The organism is Metasolibacillus sp. FSL K6-0083 (assembly GCF_038630865.1).
Classification (GTDB): domain Bacteria; phylum Bacillota; class Bacilli; order Bacillales_A; family Planococcaceae; genus Metasolibacillus; species Metasolibacillus fluoroglycofenilyticus.
Genome location: NZ_CP152046.1, coordinates 2,246,334 through 2,266,642, shown reverse-complemented (window position 1 = coordinate 2,266,642; position 20,309 = coordinate 2,246,334). Strand labels below are relative to the sequence as shown.

The following is a 20,309-nucleotide window of genomic DNA, read 5'->3' as shown; positions in this document are numbered from 1 at the left end:
TAAATTTAATATTGACTTTTTTTATAAGCACTCCATATAATCGTATGTAAACCTTTACATCGAATATTAAAGGAGTGAAAATGATGAGTAAAAAAGAATTTTTAATTATTAACGGTGAGCAAATTGATACAAAAGAGCAAATTGAAGTAATAAACCCAGCGACGAATAAAGTGATTGGTACAGTACCAAAAGGCGGTGGCGAGGAAGCGAAGCTGGCAGCTAATGCGGCGCATGATGCGCTTGATTCTTGGTCGAAATTAACTGCTGAAGAGCGCTCGATTTTATTGCAAAAATGGTATCAGCTTATTGATGAAAATAAGGAACTGATTGGACAAATAATGACTGAAGAGCAAGGAAAACCATTAGCAGAGGCGATAGGTGAAGTGAACTATGCTAATAGTTTTATTTCTTGGTATGCGGAAGAGGGCAAGCGCATTTATGGACATACCGTTCCTTCGTCAAGTTTGGTTAAGCGCTTACTCGTTGTCAAACAGCCTGTAGGGGTTGTTGCTGCAATTACGCCGTGGAACTTTCCGGCAGCTATGATTACGCGCAAAGTAGGTCCAGCTTTAGCGGCTGGCTGTACGGCTGTTATCAAGCCAGCCTCACAAACACCATTCACTGCAATTAAGTTAATACAATTAGCGCATGAAGCCGGGATACCAAAAGGTGTGTTAAATATTGTGACGGGAAATGCAGGCGCAATTGTAAAGGAATGGATGGATGATAGCCGTATTCGCAAAATAACATTTACTGGCTCTACTGAAATCGGAAAAGAATTAATGGCACAGGCTGCTAAAACAGTGAAAAAGATTTCATTGGAGCTTGGTGGACACGCACCATTTATTATTACTAAAAATGCTAATTTAAAATTAGCGGCTGAGCATTTAATTAAATCTAAGTTCCGCAATGCTGGGCAAACATGTGTATGTGCAAATCGTATTTATGTACATAAAGATGTTGAGCAAGAATTTGCAAGCATCTTTGTAGAAGAAGTGAAGAAGTTAAAAATAGGAAATGGTCTTGAAGAAGGGGTAGTTATTGGCCCGTTAATTGACCAGCATGCTGTAAGTAAAGTAAAGGCACAACTAAAAGATGCTGTTGATAAAGGTGCAGTAATATTAACTGGTGGTGAAGAAGTAGCAGATAGCCCAGGGTATTTCCTAGAGCCAACTGTTATTTCCAATGTTTCAGATGAAATGGAATGTATGTATGAGGAAACATTTGGTCCATTAGCACCTATTACAACATTTGAAACAGTCGAAGAAGTGTTACAAAGAGCAAATAATACACCGTTTGGTCTTGCAGCATACGTATTTTCTGAAAAAATTTCAGAAGCAGTACGCATTTCAGAGGGTTTGGAATACGGTATCGTCGGCTTAAATGATGGGCTGCCATCTGTAGCGCAAGCACCGTTTGGTGGATTTAAAGAAAGTGGTTTAGGCAGAGAAGGCGGGCTATGGGGTATTGAGGAGTTTTTAGAAGTTAAATATATTTCTGTAGGCATTGAATAAGGGGGATTTGTGAATGCAGGCACTTTTAAAAATGAAAGGCGGCGTCGGCAATATCGAGGTCGGGACAGTAGAAGAACCTACTTGCAACGATAATGAAGTAAAAATTGAAATTGCTTATACAGGTATTTGCGGAACGGATTTGCATATTTACCATGATACATTTAAAAGCTACCCACCCGTTATACTTGGGCATGAATGTTCAGGGATAGTCGTTGAAGCAGGGAAGGATGTTCAAAACTTAAAGGCTGGCGACCGTGTAACAGTTCTTGGTTCAACAGAGCGTACTTGTGGCAAATGTATTCACTGTAAAACAGGTTTTTATATGTTTTGTGAAACGCGTCGAGGAATGGGGCATGGTGTAAATGGTAGCTTTACAAAATATCTTAGCATCAAGGAAGATGCAGTTTATAAATTGCCCCAGCATGTATCACTACAAGAAGGCGCTTTAGCAGAGCCATTAGCCTGTGCAGTGCAAGCTATAGAAGAATTAACTGATATTAAAAGTGGAGATGTTGTTCTTCTATCAGGACCAGGACCCATTGGATTAATTTGCCTATCGTTATTAGCCATCAAAGGATGTAAAGTGTTAGTAAGCGGTACAGATGTTGATGCGCAGCGTTTAGAAATTGCTAAAGAGCTTGGTGCTGCACGTGTCATTAATGTACAGCAAGAAAATTTAGCGAATATTGTGGCTGAGGAAACGAACAATCAAGGTGTCGATATTACGATTGATTGTACGGGAGCTCCAATGGCGATTAGTAGCTGTTTAGAGCAAGTGAAAAAGCGTGGACAGCATATTCAAGTAGGGATTGTTGGGAAAGCGTTTAACCTGGATTTTGATATTATTTTATACAAACAATTACAAGTATATGGGTCATTAGCACACTCAATAACAACTTGGGACAGAGTAATGAAAATTTATAATCAAAATCAAATTAACCTAAAGCCTATTATTACGCATGTGATGAACTTAAATGATTGGCAAAAAGCATTCCAATTATGTGAGGAAAAACAATGCGGCAAGGTACTTATTCAATATGATGAATCGACAAATTTGGAGTGATAAATTGTGAGCATAGTGGACCGAAGTCAAAAGATGCAGGTTGCAAGTTTAGTTGGACTTTCACAGGTAGTTGTAGATTATGACACAATACCGGATGTGCTACCAAATGAAGTGTTAGTTAAAGTAGAGGCTGTTGGAATTTGTGGTTCTGATATTCATTATTATCAGCACGGTCATATAGGGGCTAGAAAAGTGCAATACCCCCATATTCAAGGACATGAATTTGCTGGAACAGTCGTTGAGGTTGGTGAACAAGTGACAAATTTTGCAGTTGGTGATCGAGTAACAGTCGAGCCTGGCGTTCCGTGCCGCATGTGTGAAAAGTGTAGAAGCGGAAAATACAATCTATGTGACCAAGTGGTGTTTTTATCCACGCCGCCACATAAAGGGGCATTGCGTCAATACATTAGTCATCCCGAAGATTTTGTCTTCCCAATTCCTGATGAGCTAACATTTGAAGAGGCTACATTAGCTGAGCCTTTATCAGTGGCCATCCATGCTTTGAAAAGAGCCAATTTACGACCGGGAATGCGCATTTTAATTACTGGAATGGGACCAGTCGGCTTAATGTGTGTTTGTGCAGCAAGCTTTTATAATGCTAGTGAAATCGTTGTGACGGATATGGTTAAGCATAAGCTACAAGTTGCTACGGAACTAGGCGCAACAAGCACGATTGAAATTCCGTTGGAAACAATTCCGGAAGATTATTTTGATATTGTCATCGAAACATCCGGAGCAAGGCCTGCTCTTCAAAGTGGTATTCGTGCATTGGAAAAAGGCGGAAAATTGGTAAGCATAGGCTTTCCTAAAGATGCTGAAGTGCCAATTGATTTAACGATGATGCTACAGCGAGAGTTGGATTTAATTACAGTTTACCGATATGCAAATACGTTCCCATTAGCAATTAGCATATTGAAGGAATTAAAAGAGGTTGTCGGGACGGTCATTACATCTACTTTTGAATTGGAGCATATTGATGAAGCAATGAAGAAGGCAACGGAAACACACCTAGACTCTATAAAAGTCATTGTTTATCCGAATAAAAGTGGGAAGAAGCAAAATACTGAATAGGAGGTTATGAATTAATGAAGGTTTACCGAATTGCAACAATACCCGGTGATGGTATAGGAAAAGAGGTTGTACCAGAAGCGATGCGTGTATTAGATACATTAGCTGCGCAAGATGGTAGTTTCAAATTTGAATGGGATATTTTGCCTTGGGGATGTGATTATTACTTAAAGCACGGCGAGATGATGCCTGAAAATGGATTAGAAATATTAAAAAAATATGATCAAATTTTCTTAGGAGCTGTAGGCTTACCAGAATTAGTGCCAGACCATATTTCATTATGGGGCTTGTTAATTAAGATTCGAAGAGGCTTGAAGCAGCAAATTAATATTCGTCCAGCAAAATTATTAGAGGGCCTAGAATCGCCACTAAAAAACCCAGGAAATTTTGATATTGTAGTTGTTCGTGAAAATTCTGAGGGTGAATATTCAGATAGCGGTGGTCGCATGCATTCAGGAAGCGATGAAATTGCCATTCAAAATGCAGTATTTACACGTAAAGGCACAGAGCGAGCGATTACTTATGCTTGTGAATTAGCGGCAAAGCGCTCACAGAAAATAACGAGTGTTACAAAATCAAATGGTTTATCGCATAGCATGCCATTTTGGGATGATGTTTTTCATGATGTAGTAGCGAAGTATGATGATTTACAACATAGTAGCGCACATATCGATGCAATGGCTGCCTATATGATTATGAAGCCATCAGAGTATGACGTTGTTGTAGCTTCGAATTTATTTGGTGATATTTTAACTGATATTGGTGGAGCAATTATGGGGAGCATCGGTATTGCCCCTGCCGCAAACTTGAATGTTGAAAGGGAGTATCCATCCATGTTTGAGCCTGTGCATGGTTCTGCACCTGATATCGCTGGTTTAGGTGTAGCCAACCCATTAGGGCAAATTTGGACAGGTAAATTGATGTTAGATTTTCTTGGCTACGAGGAGCTAGGTGAAAAACTCCTATCAGCTATCGAATATACATTGAAGTCAAATATTAAAACGAAGGATTTAAAGGGCTCTGCCACAACAAAAGAGGTAACAGATGCTCTAATTGCTTACTTAGGGGAATCTTAATTTTTAGCTTCTTTCAATAGAAGTCTGCGGCATATGTCACAGGGCGTAGCGGTTTTAGGTTAACTTCCACCAAAAAGCTTGAAAAATCTGGACGAGAGTTGACCGAGGCGTAATTAATACAAGAAAAAATATTGACAAAAGAAAGAATATTAGAAATAATGATTGTACGATATAAAATAAGTTGTACGATATACGTACTAAAGTGTTTGGAGCAACTATATTTATATTGAAGCAAAAAGTTAGAAATGTATTCAATCGATGTAAAAAAACAGTAGATAAAGGGGTTATCGTATGAAGAAAATAGCAATGGTTATGATGTCGGCTCTATTAATGGTTATTCTAGCTGCCTGTGGCTCTGATAAAGGTGCCAACAGTACAGAAGATTCAGGAAAGCAGGTTGTACTTGATTTAAGTATTCCAGAACCAGAAGATGCGAAATTTGGTTTAACTGCACAAAAATTTAAAGAAGAAGTTGAGAAATTAACAGATAATCAAGTGACAGTAAAGATTCATGCAAATAATTCTTTAGGTGGAGAGCGTGAAGTATTTGAGTTAATGGGAATGGGTTCAGCTGATATGGCAATCCAATCAGTAGGTCCTGTAGGAAACTGGGTAAAAGAATTTAACGTACTAGATTTACCGTTTCTTTTTGACAACCGCGAGCATGTATATAGTGTACTAGATGGTGAAATTGGACAAGAGTTAAGTGAAAAGTTTGAGGCAGAGGCAAATGTTAAAACATTAGGCTGGTTGGAAAATGGCTTCGTTTCAACAACATCTAACAATGCGATTAATACTGTTGAAGATGTTAAGAAAATGAAAATTCGCGTTCAGGAAAATGAAATTCAAATTGATACTTGGAAGGCATTTGGCGCAGAGCCAACACCAATGGCTTGGACAGAAGTATTCACAGGCTTACAGCAAGGGGTTATTGATGGACATTCGAACTCCTTAGCAACAGTAAAATCTTCAAAGATTTTTGAGGTGCAAGATTATGTTGCTGAGCTAGGAGATCGCTTCAGTGCTGCAACGATTTCTATTAGTACAAAAACATTTAATGGCTTAACATCAGAACAGCAAGAAGCAGTAGTAGAGGCTGGTAAAATAGCCGCTGAATTCGGACGTCAAGCTAACCAAGATAAAATTGATGAGGCGCGAGCATTCCTATTAGAGCAAGGTAATCAAATTACAGAACCAGACAAGGAATCATTTAAAGCAACTGTGGGACCTGTCTATGAAAAATGGGCTCCTAAGCTAGGGGAAGCATTAATTGAAAAAATCCAAAATACAACTTATTAAGTATTGCTAGTTGCATTCTTATTGTGGATACAGCACTTTGTAACGAATGTGAGAGTACAAAGTGCTGTATTTTTCAAATAAAGAATTAAAGAGCAAGCTCTATTACGAGAGGTGAAACATATTGAAATCTATACTGCGAGGGTATATACGTATCGTAGATATCATTAATAAAGCAATGGGCTACGTATTAATGGTCATGTTAGCAGTAATGACTGCTATTATCTTTTGGCAAGTGTTTTCTCGATTTGTTGTGGGGTCATCTTTAGCTTGGTCGGAAGAATTATCGAGATTTTTAATGATATTTATGATTTTTATTGGTGCATCGATAGCGCTTAGAGGAAATGAGCTGATTTCTGTTGAGCTGCTCTTTGAAAGATTGACTGGAACAGCAAAGAAAATTTTAGTTGTCATTATTCAGCTTCTTTCAATTATTTTCTTTATTATTCTAATAAAATATGGCTATGCGATGGCAGAAAGTTTTAGTAATCAAAAAGCCCCTTCATTAGGAGTTTCTATGCAAGTAATCTATCTATCATTGCCTTTGGGCGGCGTACTAATGTTGATTAATTCTGTTGCATGCACAATTGAGCAGTTTATAGGGAAGGGAGAGAAGTAAATGTTAATAGCTTTTTTCGTATCACTCTTTGTTTTTATGTTTTTAAGTGTACCCATTGCATTCTCCCTCGGTCTATCAACAGTCATTGGAGTTTTAATGCATGACACCTTACCATTAGAAATAATACCACAAAGGATTTTTGTATCTTTAAATTCATTTCCTTTAATGGCGATTCCATTCTTTATTTTAGCGGGGAACATTATGGGGGCTGGAAGTATGTCTAAACGACTTGTGAATTTTGCTACATCCTTGGTGGGGCATTTCACAGGCGGACTGGCAATGGTAGCAATTGTAACATCGATGTTCTTTGCTGCAATTTCAGGGTCAGGTGCTGCTACTACTGCTGCTATTGGTTCTATTTTAATTCCCGCAATGATTGCCAAAGGTTATAAAATTGAATATGCTGCGGCAAACCAAGCTGTAGCAGGTGCTCTTGGTATCATCATACCTCCGAGTATTGCGATGATTTTATACGGTGTTGCTGCAGAAGTATCTATCGGTGACTTGTTCATTGCAGGTATTTTACCGGGTCTATTAATCACATTTTCTTTATTAGTAAGCGCTTTAATTATTGCTAAAAAGAATGGCTATGTTGGTGAGGAAAAGAAAGACTTCCCTCAAGTATTCAAAGCATTTAAAGAAGCTATATTGGCAATTTTAATGCCTTTGATTGTTTTAGGAGGTATTTATTCAGGTGTATTTACACCAACTGAAGCCTCGGTAGTAGCAGTTGTATACTCTATCTTCGTCGGTATGTTTATTTACCGTGATTTATCAATTGCTAAATTAGGTGAAGTGTTTAAAGAAAGTGCTGTGAATAGCTCAGTAATTATGTTAGTAATTGGGGTCGCGGGTGTATTTGGCTTCTTTATCGGCATTAATAGTGTGCCTGATATGATTTATGAGTCAATTTCAGCATTTGTAACGAACAAATATGTATTCCTTCTCATGGTAAACGTTATTTTATTTATTGCAGGTATGTTTTTAGAAGGTGGTGCAGCGATTCTAATTCTAGTACCGCTACTATTAGGGACAGCTTTAAATTTAGGAATTGATCCAGTTCACTTCGGTATGATTATGGTATGTAACTTAGCAATCGGATTAGTGACGCCACCAGTCGGCATAGATTTATTCGTTGTTGCAAAACTGACCAATGTCAGCATTATGAGAATTGCAAGATTTGCAATACCGTTAATACTTATTTTAATCGTTGACGTGTTAATAATTACGTTCGTGCCAGCTTTATCTACATGGCTACCATCTTTAATTAAATAGAAGCGTAGTTAATTATAGTAGCAAGAATCGGGGCGTCCAAAAAGTCGTGCAGTTAGCCAACATTTTGGACGCTTTCCCTATTTCAAAAAGCTGATTTTTTCCAAAGTAGCATCGTTAGTGTTCAAAAGCCCGCAGATGGAAGTACCTCTTTCTTTGCTTCTCACATTCTTTATTGTTGAGGCGTAAGTGATAAATTTATTGATGATGCTCTATCATTGTTGAGATTTCCGCTGCGATTTTCAAAAGTGGTTGAATATAATGTGCCTCAATTTTATTTATATCGAGGAACTTCGAGCTATGCATCGAAATATTGATGGCAGCTACAACTGTATTGTTTCTATTAAATAGAGGAGCTGCAATCGATGTTAAATCATTTTCTAGCTCCTGCTGTGCGATATTGTAGCCTCGTTCTCGAATAAGCTCACATTTTGCTGTTAGTTCGCTGAGAGAAGACGGCGTGTTAGCTGTAAATTTTTTAAACTCAATGTTTTCAGCATACTGAACAAATTTTTCTGGCTCCATATATGCAAGTAATGTTTGTCCCATAGACGTAGCATATGCTGGCAATCTAGAACCGACGTTTAATGTAATACTCATAATTCTTTGAGTAGCTACTCTGGCAACATAGACAATCTCTTGACCATCTAAAACTGAAATAGAGGTTGATTCCTGCACGATATTTGATAGCTCCTCTAAATGAGGTGTCACGCCCGACCAGATGGAATTAGATGCGAAATAAGCATGACCTAACGATAGGATTTTAGGTGTTAACGAGAAGACATTTTTATCACTTTGATATAAGTATCCGAGATGTGTCAATGTCAATAAAATTCTGCGAGTGGCGGGGCGGGATAACCCTGTTAATTTAGCTGCCTCACTCATTGTCAAAGCCGGACACTCTTTTGTAAATGCACTAATAACGAGTAAACCCTTTTCCAGTGATTTGACAAAGTCACTTTCTTTAATCGTATCTTTTTTGATTGACATAATATACCCCCTATGATTATATAGAGTTATTATATCATGTACGCAATGAGTAAATCTATACGATATTCGTACAAAAGGTGGTTTTGACAAATGAAAGAGGTAGAAATACTAAGTCCGCAAGAAGCGATGCAATATGTACAGACAGGGATGTCAGTAATGGTCGGTGGATTTGGATTAGTTGGGAGCCCCCTAACTTTAATACAAGCACTTATCGAAAGGGATGTAACAGAGCTGACGATTTTAAGTAACAATATTGGTGAAAGTGGAAAAGGCTTAGGGAAATTATTGCAGCAAGGCAAAATAAAAAAAGCGATAGGCTCCTATTTTACGAGCAATCGTGATGTTGTAAGGCTATATAATGAAAAAAAGCTAGAGGTCGAGCTTTTGCCACAAGGAACTTTTGTTGAAGCAATTCGAGCAGGTGGCGCAGGACTAGGCGGTTTTTATACTAAAACAGGTGTAGGGACAAAAATAGCAGAGAATAAAAAAATAGAAATAATAGATGGGAAAGAATATTTATTTCAAAAATCCTTACAAGCAGATATAGCAATAATACGAGCTTGGAAAGCAGACCGAGCTGGAAATTTACTTTACTACAAAACGGCTCGCAACTTTAATCCAAATATGGCTACAGCAGCAAAGTTTGTCATTGCTGAAGTAGATGAAATTGTTGAAATTGGAGACATCCAACCGGATGAGATTATTACACCGCACCTTTATATTGATGCTCTCGTAAAGAGTGAAATCACGATTTATGATCTGGAGGAGAAATAGTATGAAGGATGTTAAACAATTAATTGCACAAAGAGCAGCTCTTGAATTACCTAAACATTCAGTTATTAATTTAGGGATTGGGATACCTACACTTATCGCAGATATAATTGATGAAAGAGATTATGTATTACATACAGAAAATGGACTACTTGGTATAACGAAAGTGAACAATCAACAAATAGACCTTGAAATTGTCAATGCTGGAAAAATACCTGTTGGGGAAGCGGCTGGAGCAGCTTATTTTAGTAGCGCAGATTCCTTTGCTATGATACGCGGTGGTCATGTTGATATTGCTGTATTAGGTGCCTTGCAAATTGATGAGACGGGGGTAATGGCTAATTGGGCGATTCCCGGGAAGGATATTTTAGGTGTAGGGGGAGCAATGGATTTATTAGAAGGTGCAAAAACGATTATTGCAACGACTACACATACTTCTGCAAATGGTGATGCAAAATTTGTGAAAAAATGTACGTATCCAATAACATCTAAAAGAATCGTAGACACAATTGTAACAGATTTAGCAGTTTTCAAGTGGAGAGATACTATATATGAATTGGTAGATTTAGTCGGGACAGCGACATTAGAGGAAGTGCAGCAAAGAACAGAAGCAAATTACATTATTTCACCAAACTTATTGTAATTCAGTCAAACCTTTGACAGTGACGAGAAGAGAGGAGCATACCAATGGGAAAAGAAGTGTATATTATTGATGCTGTACGTACACCGATTGGAAAGTATAGAGGAGGATTAAAGGAAATTCGCCCTGATGACTTGGCGGCACGTGTTATTCGTGCATTAATTGATAGGAATCCTACAGTCCCTTTTGATGATATTGATGATATTATTTTTGGTAATGCAAATGGGGCTGGTGAGGATAATCGGAATGTTGCACGCATGGCTACTTTACTTGCTGGATTGCCAAAAGAAATTAGCGCAACGACCGTTAATCGCCTATGTGGCTCAGGCTTAGATGCCGTAGCTCATGGTGCTAGGTCAATACTTGCTGGTGAGGCGGATATTGTCATTACAGGTGGGGTTGAAAGCATGACAAGGGCCCCTTTTGTGATGGCGAAGCCGGAAAATGATTTCCCGAGAGGTGATATGACTGTCTACGATACAACGATTGGTTGGCGCTTTATTAACCCAGTACTCGATAAAATGTATGGTACAGAAGTAATGCCGAAGACAGCTGAAAATGTAGCGCAGCGATTTAATATTTCACGTGAGCGCCAAGATTTATTTTCCTATAATAGCCAGAAAAAAGCAGCTACTGCGATGGAACTCGATAAGTTTAAGGATGAGATTATAGCTGTAGAAGTGAAGGATAAAAAAGGGAATATTACGCAATTTGTTCGAGATGAGCATATCCGTCCGAATGTAACACTGGAAAAGCTAGCCGCATTGAAGCCGATATTTGACAATGGAACAGTAACTGCCGGCAATGCCTCGGGCGTAAACGACGGAGCGGCAGCATTAATATTAATGAGTAAAGAAAAGGCAGAAAGCTTGGGGCTAAAGCCGTTAGTAAAATATACTTTCACAGCAACAGCAGGCTTGGAGCCATCAATTATGGGACTCGGACCAATATATTCAACACGTAAATTGTTGGAAAAATGCAATTTAACAATTGCTGATTTTGATTTAATCGAGCTAAATGAGGCGTTTGCCTCCCAAGCAATTGCGTGCATTGATATGCTAAAAATTGATGAATCTAAGGTGAATGTCAATGGGGGAGCAATTGCACTTGGTCACCCATTGGGGGCAAGCGGAGCACGAATTTTAACAACACTTATTTACGAAATGAAGAGAAGAAATGTTAAGCGAGGCTTAGCTTCTATGTGTATAGGCGTGGGACAAGGAATATCATTAGCTGTTGAGAATTTGGAGTGAAAATAAACACTGTACCTATTGAATTTTACAATTGAAAACCTTTGATGAAACATCAATGAAGGCTTCCCAAAAGCAGGCAATGCACTGTTTTGGGAAGCCTTCTAAATTACTTGTAAAATCCGATTGTGAAGTACGGAATATTTTTGTTAGAGAATTGCACACCGACGAAGGAATGGGCAAATTTTGCTTGTAAAATATTTTCTCGGTGACCTAATGAATTCATTAATGCTTCATGTGCATGAATAGCACTGTATTGTCCGTAAGCCAAGTTTTCACCGCTCGCAGTAAATTTGATGCCCCCTGCTTGCATACGGTCCCAAGGCTGCTTACCATCCTTGCTTACATGGTCGAAGTAATTGTAGTAAATCATATCTCGGCTATGCTGACGACCGATAAAATTATATTGAGATTCATATGTTAAGGCTGGAACGCCATTTGCTACACGTGCTTGATTCATTAAATGAAACGATAATTCTTCGAAGCTATTGCGTAAATCATTTGACGATGGGCTAAAGAAACCTTGCTTTGACAGTTCCGCTTTCTCTGTTATCCATAAAACAGAGCGTATCGTATTTTTAGCATGAATATCATAGAAAAACGTCACATATTTGCCATCAATTAAATACGTGCCAGATGTTGTTTTACCATTGCCATCCACATAATTTTGCTTGTATGCTGTGTTACCTTTAACGATGCTATCCACTGGTTTACCATATTTTTTTGTAACAGTGCTGCTTGAATCCCCAATTTTGATACCGAATAAGGATTGTCCTTTACGTGTGTCATAGCCACCAATTACCTCATCGTTTTTACGACCCACTAAATAAAAGTTCTTATAATCCTTTTTCTCTAATTCCCACATCATATCATACTCTGAGAAAAACTTTTTATAAGGCTTTTGTTGAGTAGCTGTTGCCTTTGTTTTTGAAGTGGTAACCTGTGCAGAAGTTGTGTTTGCATCTACGTGAGTAAAGGTAGATGATATAGTAAAGATGGAGCAAGCAACGACAAATGCAGCTAACCATTTTTTAAACATAATTAGTAACCCCTTTCTTTAAATAACTTACAAATGAGAAAAACTTCATTAAATATGCTAATTTAAAATGAAAGTGTATTTTGTAATTCCTTGTTTAAAAAATTTTAGGGACAGGGGCAATCTTGATATAGAAAAGTAGGTTAGTAACAATCAAGATAACACAATTACATAATATAATAAGCACATTATTTAATAATAATACTACTATGAATTGTTTTTCGGGACTATAGTGGAAAAGGTGTGAAAATAGGCGTTAATAATACATGCAATGAATAAAAGGATTTATAATTGAAATATATGGATTATAAAGTAAAAAGAGTGATGGGTATTAAGTCCTTTAATATTGAGTTAATTTTACTATAAATAATCTGACAATTCGAATTGCTGGGCTGTACTTGGCAATACATAAATCATACTGCACTTTTTTATTTTCTTCTATGAATGTACTCCCTTTATAGCCGATAATAGTAATATATACTTCATTTTTATGGAGAGGGCTATTTGGTGGATGACATATCATTTTTTAGATAGCACCAGTCCCGCAGTTGAGAAATGAATTGAAGGAGGAGCTTATGAAAAATAATTATAAAAAATTAAGTAAGGCGGCTGTAGCGACAGTTTTAGCTTCAAGCGGTATTCTTGTTGCGCTGCCACCTGTAGCAAATGCATATGTATTTAAAGACTTAAATCCCAATGCGGATTATTATAAACCAGTACTAGATTTAGTGAATCGTGGCGTTGTAAGTGGTTATAGTGACGGCACATTTAGACCGAGTGAGGCGGTAACGCGTGGCGAAGCAGCAAAAATCCTCGCTTTAGCGATGGGCTTAAACGTGGCAAGGCAAAAAAATCCTGGCTTTACAGATGTATCACAATCACATCCGTATTATTCATATATTGCGGCAATCGCCAATGAGGGAATTATTGACGGCTTCAATGATAAAACATTTAAGCCAAATGAATTAATTACCCGCGGTCAAATTGCTAAAGCGTTAACGCTTGGCTTCCAGCTTGAAGTGGCAACGAAAATTAATCACAATTTTACCGATGTATCCAGCCAAAATGCCAATGCGGCGTTTATTCAAACATTATATAATTTAGACATTGCAAAGGGAACGACAGCAACTACCTTTGAGCCATTTGGCACAGTAACAAGAGCGCAGTTAGCGACATTTATTTGGCGTGCGGAGCAGGCGGATAAAGGGGACCCATCTTATAATGTTGGGGATATACGCGGTGATATTATTTATATTAACGGCGTGCAATATACAATTGGTTCTTCGCTGAAATCGTTTATTAATGAGGGCAATGCGGCTGCTTTAAAAGGTGCTGTTATTGAAGGGACATTTAGCGGCAAAACATTAACGGGCATTCGCCAGCTAACGCTAAATGCTTCTGGTACAGCAAACCGCCTAGTAGCATTAGATGGCGGTGGTGCTAACTTTAATGGAGAATTAATAATTAACGGCACGTATTTGCGTGTGAAAAATATGCAGCTATACGGTCGCACAACAGTTGCTGAAACACCACGCAAGTCTTTAGCTAACTATACAGAGCGCATTCAAGGCTTAAATATTGCAAGCATTTCAGGTGTTGGCTTTATTGATTGGTCACAGCCGAATGTGCCGGATGATAGCGAATATTTAAACCCGAAAGACAATGAAGTGTTAAAGCCTGTGCCAGATAAAAATGCTAAGCCAAATACGCGCTACTCAGCACGTATGGGTAAGGTAGAGGGCTATGTAGACTTCGAGGATACATATGTATCGAATTTATTTATCGAACGCAATTATACATTTGTATCAGCGGACGATACATTGAGCCGTGTCACGATTGCACGCGATGTTGAGCAGGCAGAAATTTATGCGGATATGACAACAATGTATATCGAAACAGAGCGCAATTTAGTACTTTATGGTGTGCACAATATTGAAACGGTTTATAAAAATAACTATAAGAGCGTCTATTTCAATACGGACAGCTTTATTGACTTCCTCTATGTCGATAATAGCTCTGGCTGGATTGATTTAGGTGAGCATGTTTATATTGACCGTGTTATTTTACCAAAGGACAAAAAGCCAAACCAAATTTTCGATGACTTCGAAAATGATAATGACAAAATTGGCAATATTACTGACCCAGACGGCAAGCCAGTTGACCGTGAGGATGAGGATAAGGATATCCCTGATGAAACACGTCCGATTGTGACAATCACATCAGTAGATACTGCGGGCGTAACAGCTACTGCAACATTTACATCGAATGAGGATGGAACCTATTACTGGGCAGTGCGTAAGGAGTCTGAGCGTCCACCAACAATTCGTGATATTTTACGTGAAAATGCCGAGCAACGAGGCACAGCAACTGCAGACCGTCCTGTTACATTCACAATCAATGATTTAGAGGAAGAAACAGATTATGTTTTATATTTAGTTGTTGTAGATAATTCTGAGAATGTGTCTGAAAAGGCGGAGAAAGCATTTTCAACTACAGATGGTACGCCGCCGCGCGTGAATGGTTTAGGGGCAGAGCCGATGCATGGAGGACAACGAGCGAAATTCTTCTTCACGCCATCTGAGCCAGGGGAGTACTACTACATTATTCGCCGTTCAACATCAGCAGAAGCGCCAACAGTGGAAGACATTTTAACAAGTCCTTCAGGTAGTGGTCAGGCGAATTCTAGAGATAGAGTCGAGCATATTATAAGCGGCTTAGAAGCTAACACAGACTATCAAATCTATGTAGTCATGAAGGATAGGTCGGGCAATGTTTCAGAGCGTGTTGAAAGCACAACTGTGACGACATCAGATATTGATAATGTGCATCCGTATGTGGCGAGTCCACCAGAATTAATACGCTATAATGATAATCAATTTTATTTATATTTTAGCGAACGATTAGACCCTGAAACGGCTAATAATATTGAAAACTATGATTTATCAGGCTCTGTCATCATCAATATTGATGGGCAGCAGACAATTAAGCCAGCTACTGTTGAATATCAAGAAAATGGGAATAGACCACGTGTACTATTAACAATCCCTTCGCAAACAGGTTTTGTTAATGGAGATACGTTAAAGGTGACAGTATTACCTGGAGTCAAAGATTTAGCAGGCTTAGAATTTGAAAATATAAGAACGTTACCAACTAACTCGGATGTGCCACCTCGAAACTATGCAACATATACGCATACAGATACGGTGCCACCAGAAATTACAAAAATTAATATTACAAAAAATGCTGGTAGTGAGTTAGCAGAAGTTGAATTCACTGCTAATAAAGCGGGATTAACATACTACTTAATTATGCCAAATACAACAGACTTAGATCAGCTAGATATCAATGAACAGGATTTCTACAATGAGTTTGGCGACAGACAATCAGGTAAGTTTGATACGACGACAACTGATAGCGGTAAAATTTATATCGGTAATTTAAAAGAACCCGTTACGACAGAGGTAGGGACGCAAAAGTTCTATTTAGACTTAACGACTTTAGAGCTTGACCCATTCACAACATACGATATATTCATGGTGCTGCGAGACCGCTCAGGAAAGCTATCAAAAATAGAGCGTAAAGAAATTATTGCTGATACGAAACCACCATTAGTAGACCCAAATAGTATTAAAGTAACACCTATAGGTGGAGACGAGGTAGCTGCTAGTCGCCGTGACCGAGAGGCAACTCTTACTTTCCACTCTTTAGAGGCAGGGACTGTTTATTACAAAGCAATTGAAAAATGGGTCGTAGACGACGAGCTAGCAGGTACGATGAAGCTAAATCCACTTATCTATGATACAAGTGGCAACTTAAAGCCAATTGATGGCACAACAAGCTCAAATCGCACAAGTGCTGAGCGTGAAGCAGCATTTAGAGCAATAGGCGGCGTAGGCAATGAGCAAATGGCAAATGGTGATAATAGTATCATAATCAAGAACTTGACGCCACATCAAGAATACGTTCTTTATATGGGAGTAAGAGATCGACATGGCAACTTCACTGTTTATAGTATGAATGATGCCAACCCAACATGGGACTTAAACCAACCAAATGGTTCAGTTATGTGGAAGGAATTTTATTCAGATGGAACAAAGCCGAAAATAAACCCTATAATACGCAAACTAACAAAAGCAGATTACGATAAAACGCCTTTAACAATAGTTGCTGGTACTCCAACTGTAGGCTTTGTAGAAAATCAGACATTTGAGATAACATTTTCTGAAGCAATAGGGTTATCAAGTGATGATAAAAAGCCTTTAAACCAAGCAGCTCAAGATGCGGCACTAGCACAGTTAAGAACTGAAATTCAAAGAATTACTGGTGCAACAGTTGCACAAATCGATTGGCAAGATTTAACGAATGTTAAGACAAACGAGAGTAGAAAATTATTATTTACTCTATCAGCACCAGTAACTGCAGATATTGTAATCGATATGAATGAAACAAATCTGAAGGAAATTACAGACCTAGGGAAATTATCATTTGTTACTGAGAAATCTAAAGCAGAATATAAATATGCGACAAATGTTAATAATACAATAGTAGAAGCGTATCTAGTACCGCCAAGTGGTGGTAATCTTGGTGGTGTAGATGTAAAAACTTCTCCTCATATGAAGATAAGTGCGGAAATTGGCACAGACATCAATTATGAACAATGGTTCTACTATGCTGTCGTTGCCGCAAATTCTCCAGTATCAATTACTGCAGAAGATATTATTAAATCTGCTGATACAGGTATTAGTGCAAAACAGGGGATTATCCAATATGGCAAAGGTTTAATTTCTCCAGATGATTTGTCAGGAATATCTTTTGAAAGAACGGTTACAGCAAAATCTAATAGTGCAACTGGAAATACCTCAGTATTTATGCAAGGTCAAAAAGTATACTTCTTAACTGTGGACAAATATGGAAATATTGTTCAAGCTACTAAAAACGGCTTAGATTATGATATCATTATAGTAGGACCTTAAAAATTTTTGATTAAAGCGAATAAAAAATTTAAGCACCTCCAGTACGAATGTGAATTCGTTACTGTAGGTGCCCTTTGTATTTATTAAATATCTTATAATATAGTAGTTTCTATACTAAGTATTTAGCTAGCCAAAAAAATCAAGATATAAAAAGTACGCAGCATTTACGATTACATTTAGCGAAGCGATTATGCGTCAAAAGCCTACAGGTACTTCAGGCGTTCTAAAAGCAGACTTGAACCGCTCGTCTATCCCAGCTTCGGGCACATTTGACTTATCTACGATTTTAGATATAACAAATGAGGCGGGAAATCCAATTACGTCCGAATATGAATTTGATAGCTACACAGTAGGGACAAATTCAACACAGGCAAGTAAACTTGTTATTAAACCAACTGCAAGCGGTACGATGGACAAGACGATTACAATTAAGATGAAAGATATGCCTGCTGCGTATGACTATGCGGGGCAAAATGCGTTTGACCTTGAAGACTTTGGTCAGTATATGTATCCACCAGCAGCTCATAGATTAAACACTATGTCATACGCACAATTAGCTGGTGACATTAGAGGTAACGCAGCAGAGTGGAACTCTGTTGATATGGAGATATCAGTAAATATCGGAGCTGCTCAAGCAATGGAGCAGGAATACTACTATGCAGTTGTAGCAGGCAATGCACCAGAGCCAACAGTAGACGATATCCTTACTACAGTAAGAAATAATTCGCCTGTTATAGGAAGTCCGATTATTTCGTTTGGTACAGGGAAAATCAAACAAGCTGCAGATACAAGTGTGATACTTGAACGGAAGGCTAATGGTTCTGAAGATGCAGATACTAGAAATGTATTCAAAACAGGGCAAAAAGTATACTTATTTACTAAGGATAAGTATGGAAATATTATTTGGGCTATAGAGAAACGGGACCCAATCGATTTGAATGCTCCTAGATATGTGATAATTACTAGATAATAATAAAACTTTATGATTTCATATTATATATGAGAAACATACTAACATTGAGGCTGGGACATAAATAGTTCTGGCCCACACAAAAAACGAAATGACGTCATGTCATTTCGTTTTTTGTGTGTGGCGAAGTGAAAATGGTGGTTTTCGTTACCCCCTTGCCACATATTTTCGGATGTTCACAGCCATCAAGGCAATGCCGATTTCATTTTCGACTTTCGATTCCCCACGAACCGAAAATCTCGTGAAACCTAAATTCGCTTTCAAAAATCCAAAAACTGGTTCTACATCTGTTTTGCGTTGATGATATAGATAGCCAGCTTTTTCTTCCGAAAGCTTCGTGCGTACATATTCTTTTTGTTGTTCCCAGCGCTCATTCACCGACAGTTTCCGATGCTTGCCTTCCTCCTCTTTCGTACAACTCGCACGAAGCGGACAACCCGTGCAGTTTTCACATTCATACACTTGGAACGTGCGCTCAAATCCATCTTTATCTTTTCTTTTAGACGTATAGCGGAAGGTTAACTTTTGCCCATTCGGACAAGTGTACGTATTTGTCTCTTTATCATACACCCAGTTACTCGTTTTGAACGGATCTTGTTTATACTTTTTGGTTTGTTCTTTTCGGAATTGATTATAGGTGATGAGTGCCTCACGCTCGTGATTCTCTAAAATATCCTTATAATTGGCTTCACTTCCACAACCAGCGTCTGCCACAATGTATTTTGGTAACTCAAAATAATCTGTTTCAATTCGATTTAAAAAAGGTGTCAATGTTTTCGTATCCGTTGGGTTTGGGTAGACACCATACGCCAATGTGTATTGTCCTTCTGTCGCGATTTGTATATTATAACCAGCTTTTAATTGGCCATTCTTCATATAATCGTCTTTCATTCGCATGAACGTCGCATCTTTATCGGTCTTGGAATAGCTATTCCGTGTGCCGAAAACTTCAAAATCACGCGCATATTTTTCTTTTCGTGTGACCCAGTCAGTTACTTGTTTTATCAGCTGTTTCGGCGTTTTACGTGCGCTTCGTAATGCTTTTCGTTCTTCGACTTGAGTAGAAGCTTCGATCTTTTCCGTGTAATCGACCACCACTTCTTCTAACTTTTCCGCCATCTCCTTCAGCTCGGGAATCGATAATTGTTCTTCCGATTCACGCTCGATGGCTGGAATGATTTGCTGTTGTAGCAGTTCTTCATATTAAACGATTCGATTTTTCAATGAGACTCGCCTCCTATTTTTCGATTGCACGTTTCCAAACAAACGTAAATTTATTCGCATCTGCTTCAATTTTTGTACCATCAATGAAGATTGCTTCTAAATCGATGAGTTTTTCTTCAACTAGTTGGCAACGGAATTGCACAAAACATTGGCGAATTAATTCCTGCATGACAGGATGAACACGGAAACGATTGATGGTGCGGTAACTTGGTTCGTAGCCTTGCGCCAGCCACATCATGCGCACGTTATCTTTCGTTAAATCCTCGATTGTGTATAGCCACATAAAATAATTTTTAACATCATACGTGGATGATACGAGGGACAGCCTGTGTGTTGAATAAAAGATCTAAACGCTTCATTGGGAATACTTTCGACAAGCTCATGAATGACAAACGCAATATCATTTTTTTGTAATTTGATTTCTAAATCAAGCGGTAAAATTAATTGATTCATGTTATAATCTTTAAACATAAGGACACTTCTTTCGTTTAAAATTTGGTAGTAGGATACTTAAATTTTAACAGATAGGTGTCTTTTTTTGTATTCA

15 protein-coding genes and 1 pseudogene are annotated in these 20,309 nt (G+C 38.2%); 12 read left to right on the top strand and 4 right to left on the bottom strand.

Annotated features, from left to right (window positions below):
• Positions 1-80 precede the first annotated feature (80 nt).
• The 7 genes from MHB51_RS10515 (at position 81) to MHB51_RS10485 (ending at position 7,911) form a co-directional block, all read left to right on the top strand.
• A complete protein-coding gene (locus MHB51_RS10515) occupies positions 81-1,514 on the top strand; it encodes an NAD-dependent succinate-semialdehyde dehydrogenase (protein WP_066170551.1) in 1,434 nt (477 codons plus the stop codon).
• Between the two features lie 13 nt (positions 1,515-1,527).
• On the top strand, positions 1,528-2,577 hold the full coding sequence (locus MHB51_RS10510) for an alcohol dehydrogenase catalytic domain-containing protein (protein ID WP_066170548.1): 1,050 nt from the start codon (positions 1,528-1,530) through the stop codon (positions 2,575-2,577).
• Positions 2,578-2,583: 6 nt separating this feature from the next.
• On the top strand, positions 2,584-3,648 hold the full coding sequence (locus MHB51_RS10505) for an NAD(P)-dependent alcohol dehydrogenase (RefSeq protein WP_342558117.1): 1,065 nt from the start codon (positions 2,584-2,586) through the stop codon (positions 3,646-3,648).
• Positions 3,649-3,662: 14 nt separating this feature from the next.
• On the top strand, positions 3,663-4,721 hold the full coding sequence (locus MHB51_RS10500) for a tartrate dehydrogenase (RefSeq protein WP_342558116.1): 1,059 nt from the start codon (positions 3,663-3,665) through the stop codon (positions 4,719-4,721).
• Positions 4,722-5,012: 291 nt separating this feature from the next.
• On the top strand, positions 5,013-6,020 hold the full coding sequence (gene dctP / locus MHB51_RS10495) for a TRAP transporter substrate-binding protein DctP (protein ID WP_066170542.1): 1,008 nt from the start codon (positions 5,013-5,015) through the stop codon (positions 6,018-6,020).
• Between the two features lie 121 nt (positions 6,021-6,141).
• Positions 6,142-6,636 carry a TRAP transporter small permease gene (locus MHB51_RS10490; protein WP_066170538.1) on the top strand — a complete coding sequence of 165 codons (495 nt, stop codon included), beginning with the start codon at positions 6,142-6,144 and terminating at the stop codon, positions 6,634-6,636.
• Positions 6,637-7,911: a TRAP transporter large permease gene (locus MHB51_RS10485; RefSeq protein ID WP_066170535.1), complete on the top strand. Its 1,275-nt coding sequence runs from the start codon at positions 6,637-6,639 to the stop codon at positions 7,909-7,911.
• A gap of 195 nt (positions 7,912-8,106) precedes the next feature.
• Here the strand turns inward: MHB51_RS10485 and MHB51_RS10480 are convergent, their stop codons facing one another.
• Entirely contained in the window at positions 8,107-8,898 is a 792-nt protein-coding gene (locus tag MHB51_RS10480; protein ID WP_066170532.1) for an IclR family transcriptional regulator C-terminal domain-containing protein, read from the bottom strand.
• Positions 8,899-8,988: 90 nt separating this feature from the next.
• Between MHB51_RS10480 and MHB51_RS10475 the strand changes: the two genes are divergently transcribed.
• From MHB51_RS10475 to MHB51_RS10465, 3 genes are read left to right on the top strand one after another with little or no spacing between them, the layout of a single operon-like run.
• Positions 8,989-9,672, top strand: a complete 684-nt coding sequence (locus MHB51_RS10475) for a CoA transferase subunit A (protein WP_107941829.1) — start codon at positions 8,989-8,991, stop codon at positions 9,670-9,672.
• A 1-nt stretch (position 9,673) separates the two neighbouring features.
• Positions 9,674-10,312, top strand: a complete 639-nt coding sequence (locus tag MHB51_RS10470; RefSeq protein WP_107941831.1) for a 3-oxoacid CoA-transferase subunit B — start codon at positions 9,674-9,676, stop codon at positions 10,310-10,312.
• Between the two features lie 44 nt (positions 10,313-10,356).
• Positions 10,357-11,562: an acetyl-CoA C-acyltransferase gene (locus tag MHB51_RS10465; protein WP_342558115.1), complete on the top strand. Its 1,206-nt coding sequence runs from the start codon at positions 10,357-10,359 to the stop codon at positions 11,560-11,562.
• A 106-nt stretch (positions 11,563-11,668) separates the two neighbouring features.
• Here MHB51_RS10465 and MHB51_RS10460 read toward each other — a convergent pair whose 3' ends face one another.
• Both MHB51_RS10460 and MHB51_RS10455 read right to left on the bottom strand, forming a co-directional pair.
• Positions 11,669-12,598 carry a CAP-associated domain-containing protein gene (locus tag MHB51_RS10460; protein ID WP_342558114.1) on the bottom strand — a complete coding sequence of 310 codons (930 nt, stop codon included), beginning with the start codon at positions 12,596-12,598 and terminating at the stop codon, positions 11,669-11,671.
• A 337-nt stretch (positions 12,599-12,935) separates the two neighbouring features.
• The gene (locus tag MHB51_RS10455) at positions 12,936-13,118 is read right to left on the bottom strand and encodes a hypothetical protein (protein WP_342558113.1); all 183 of its coding nucleotides are present in this window, start codon (positions 13,116-13,118) and stop codon (positions 12,936-12,938) included.
• A 52-nt stretch (positions 13,119-13,170) separates the two neighbouring features.
• Here MHB51_RS10455 and MHB51_RS10450 point away from each other — a divergent pair, with 52 nt between their 5' ends.
• Together MHB51_RS10450 and MHB51_RS10445 are read left to right on the top strand one after the other, a co-directional pair.
• Positions 13,171-17,568 carry an S-layer homology domain-containing protein gene (locus MHB51_RS10450; RefSeq protein WP_342558112.1) on the top strand — a complete coding sequence of 1,466 codons (4,398 nt, stop codon included), beginning with the start codon at positions 13,171-13,173 and terminating at the stop codon, positions 17,566-17,568.
• A 190-nt stretch (positions 17,569-17,758) separates the two neighbouring features.
• Positions 17,759-18,538 carry a hypothetical protein gene (locus tag MHB51_RS10445; protein ID WP_342558111.1) on the top strand — a complete coding sequence of 260 codons (780 nt, stop codon included), beginning with the start codon at positions 17,759-17,761 and terminating at the stop codon, positions 18,536-18,538.
• Positions 18,539-18,685: 147 nt separating this feature from the next.
• Here the strand turns inward: MHB51_RS10445 and MHB51_RS10440 are convergent.
• Positions 18,686-20,233, bottom strand: a pseudogene (locus tag MHB51_RS10440) (IS1182 family transposase).
• Positions 20,234-20,309 lie beyond the last annotated feature (76 nt).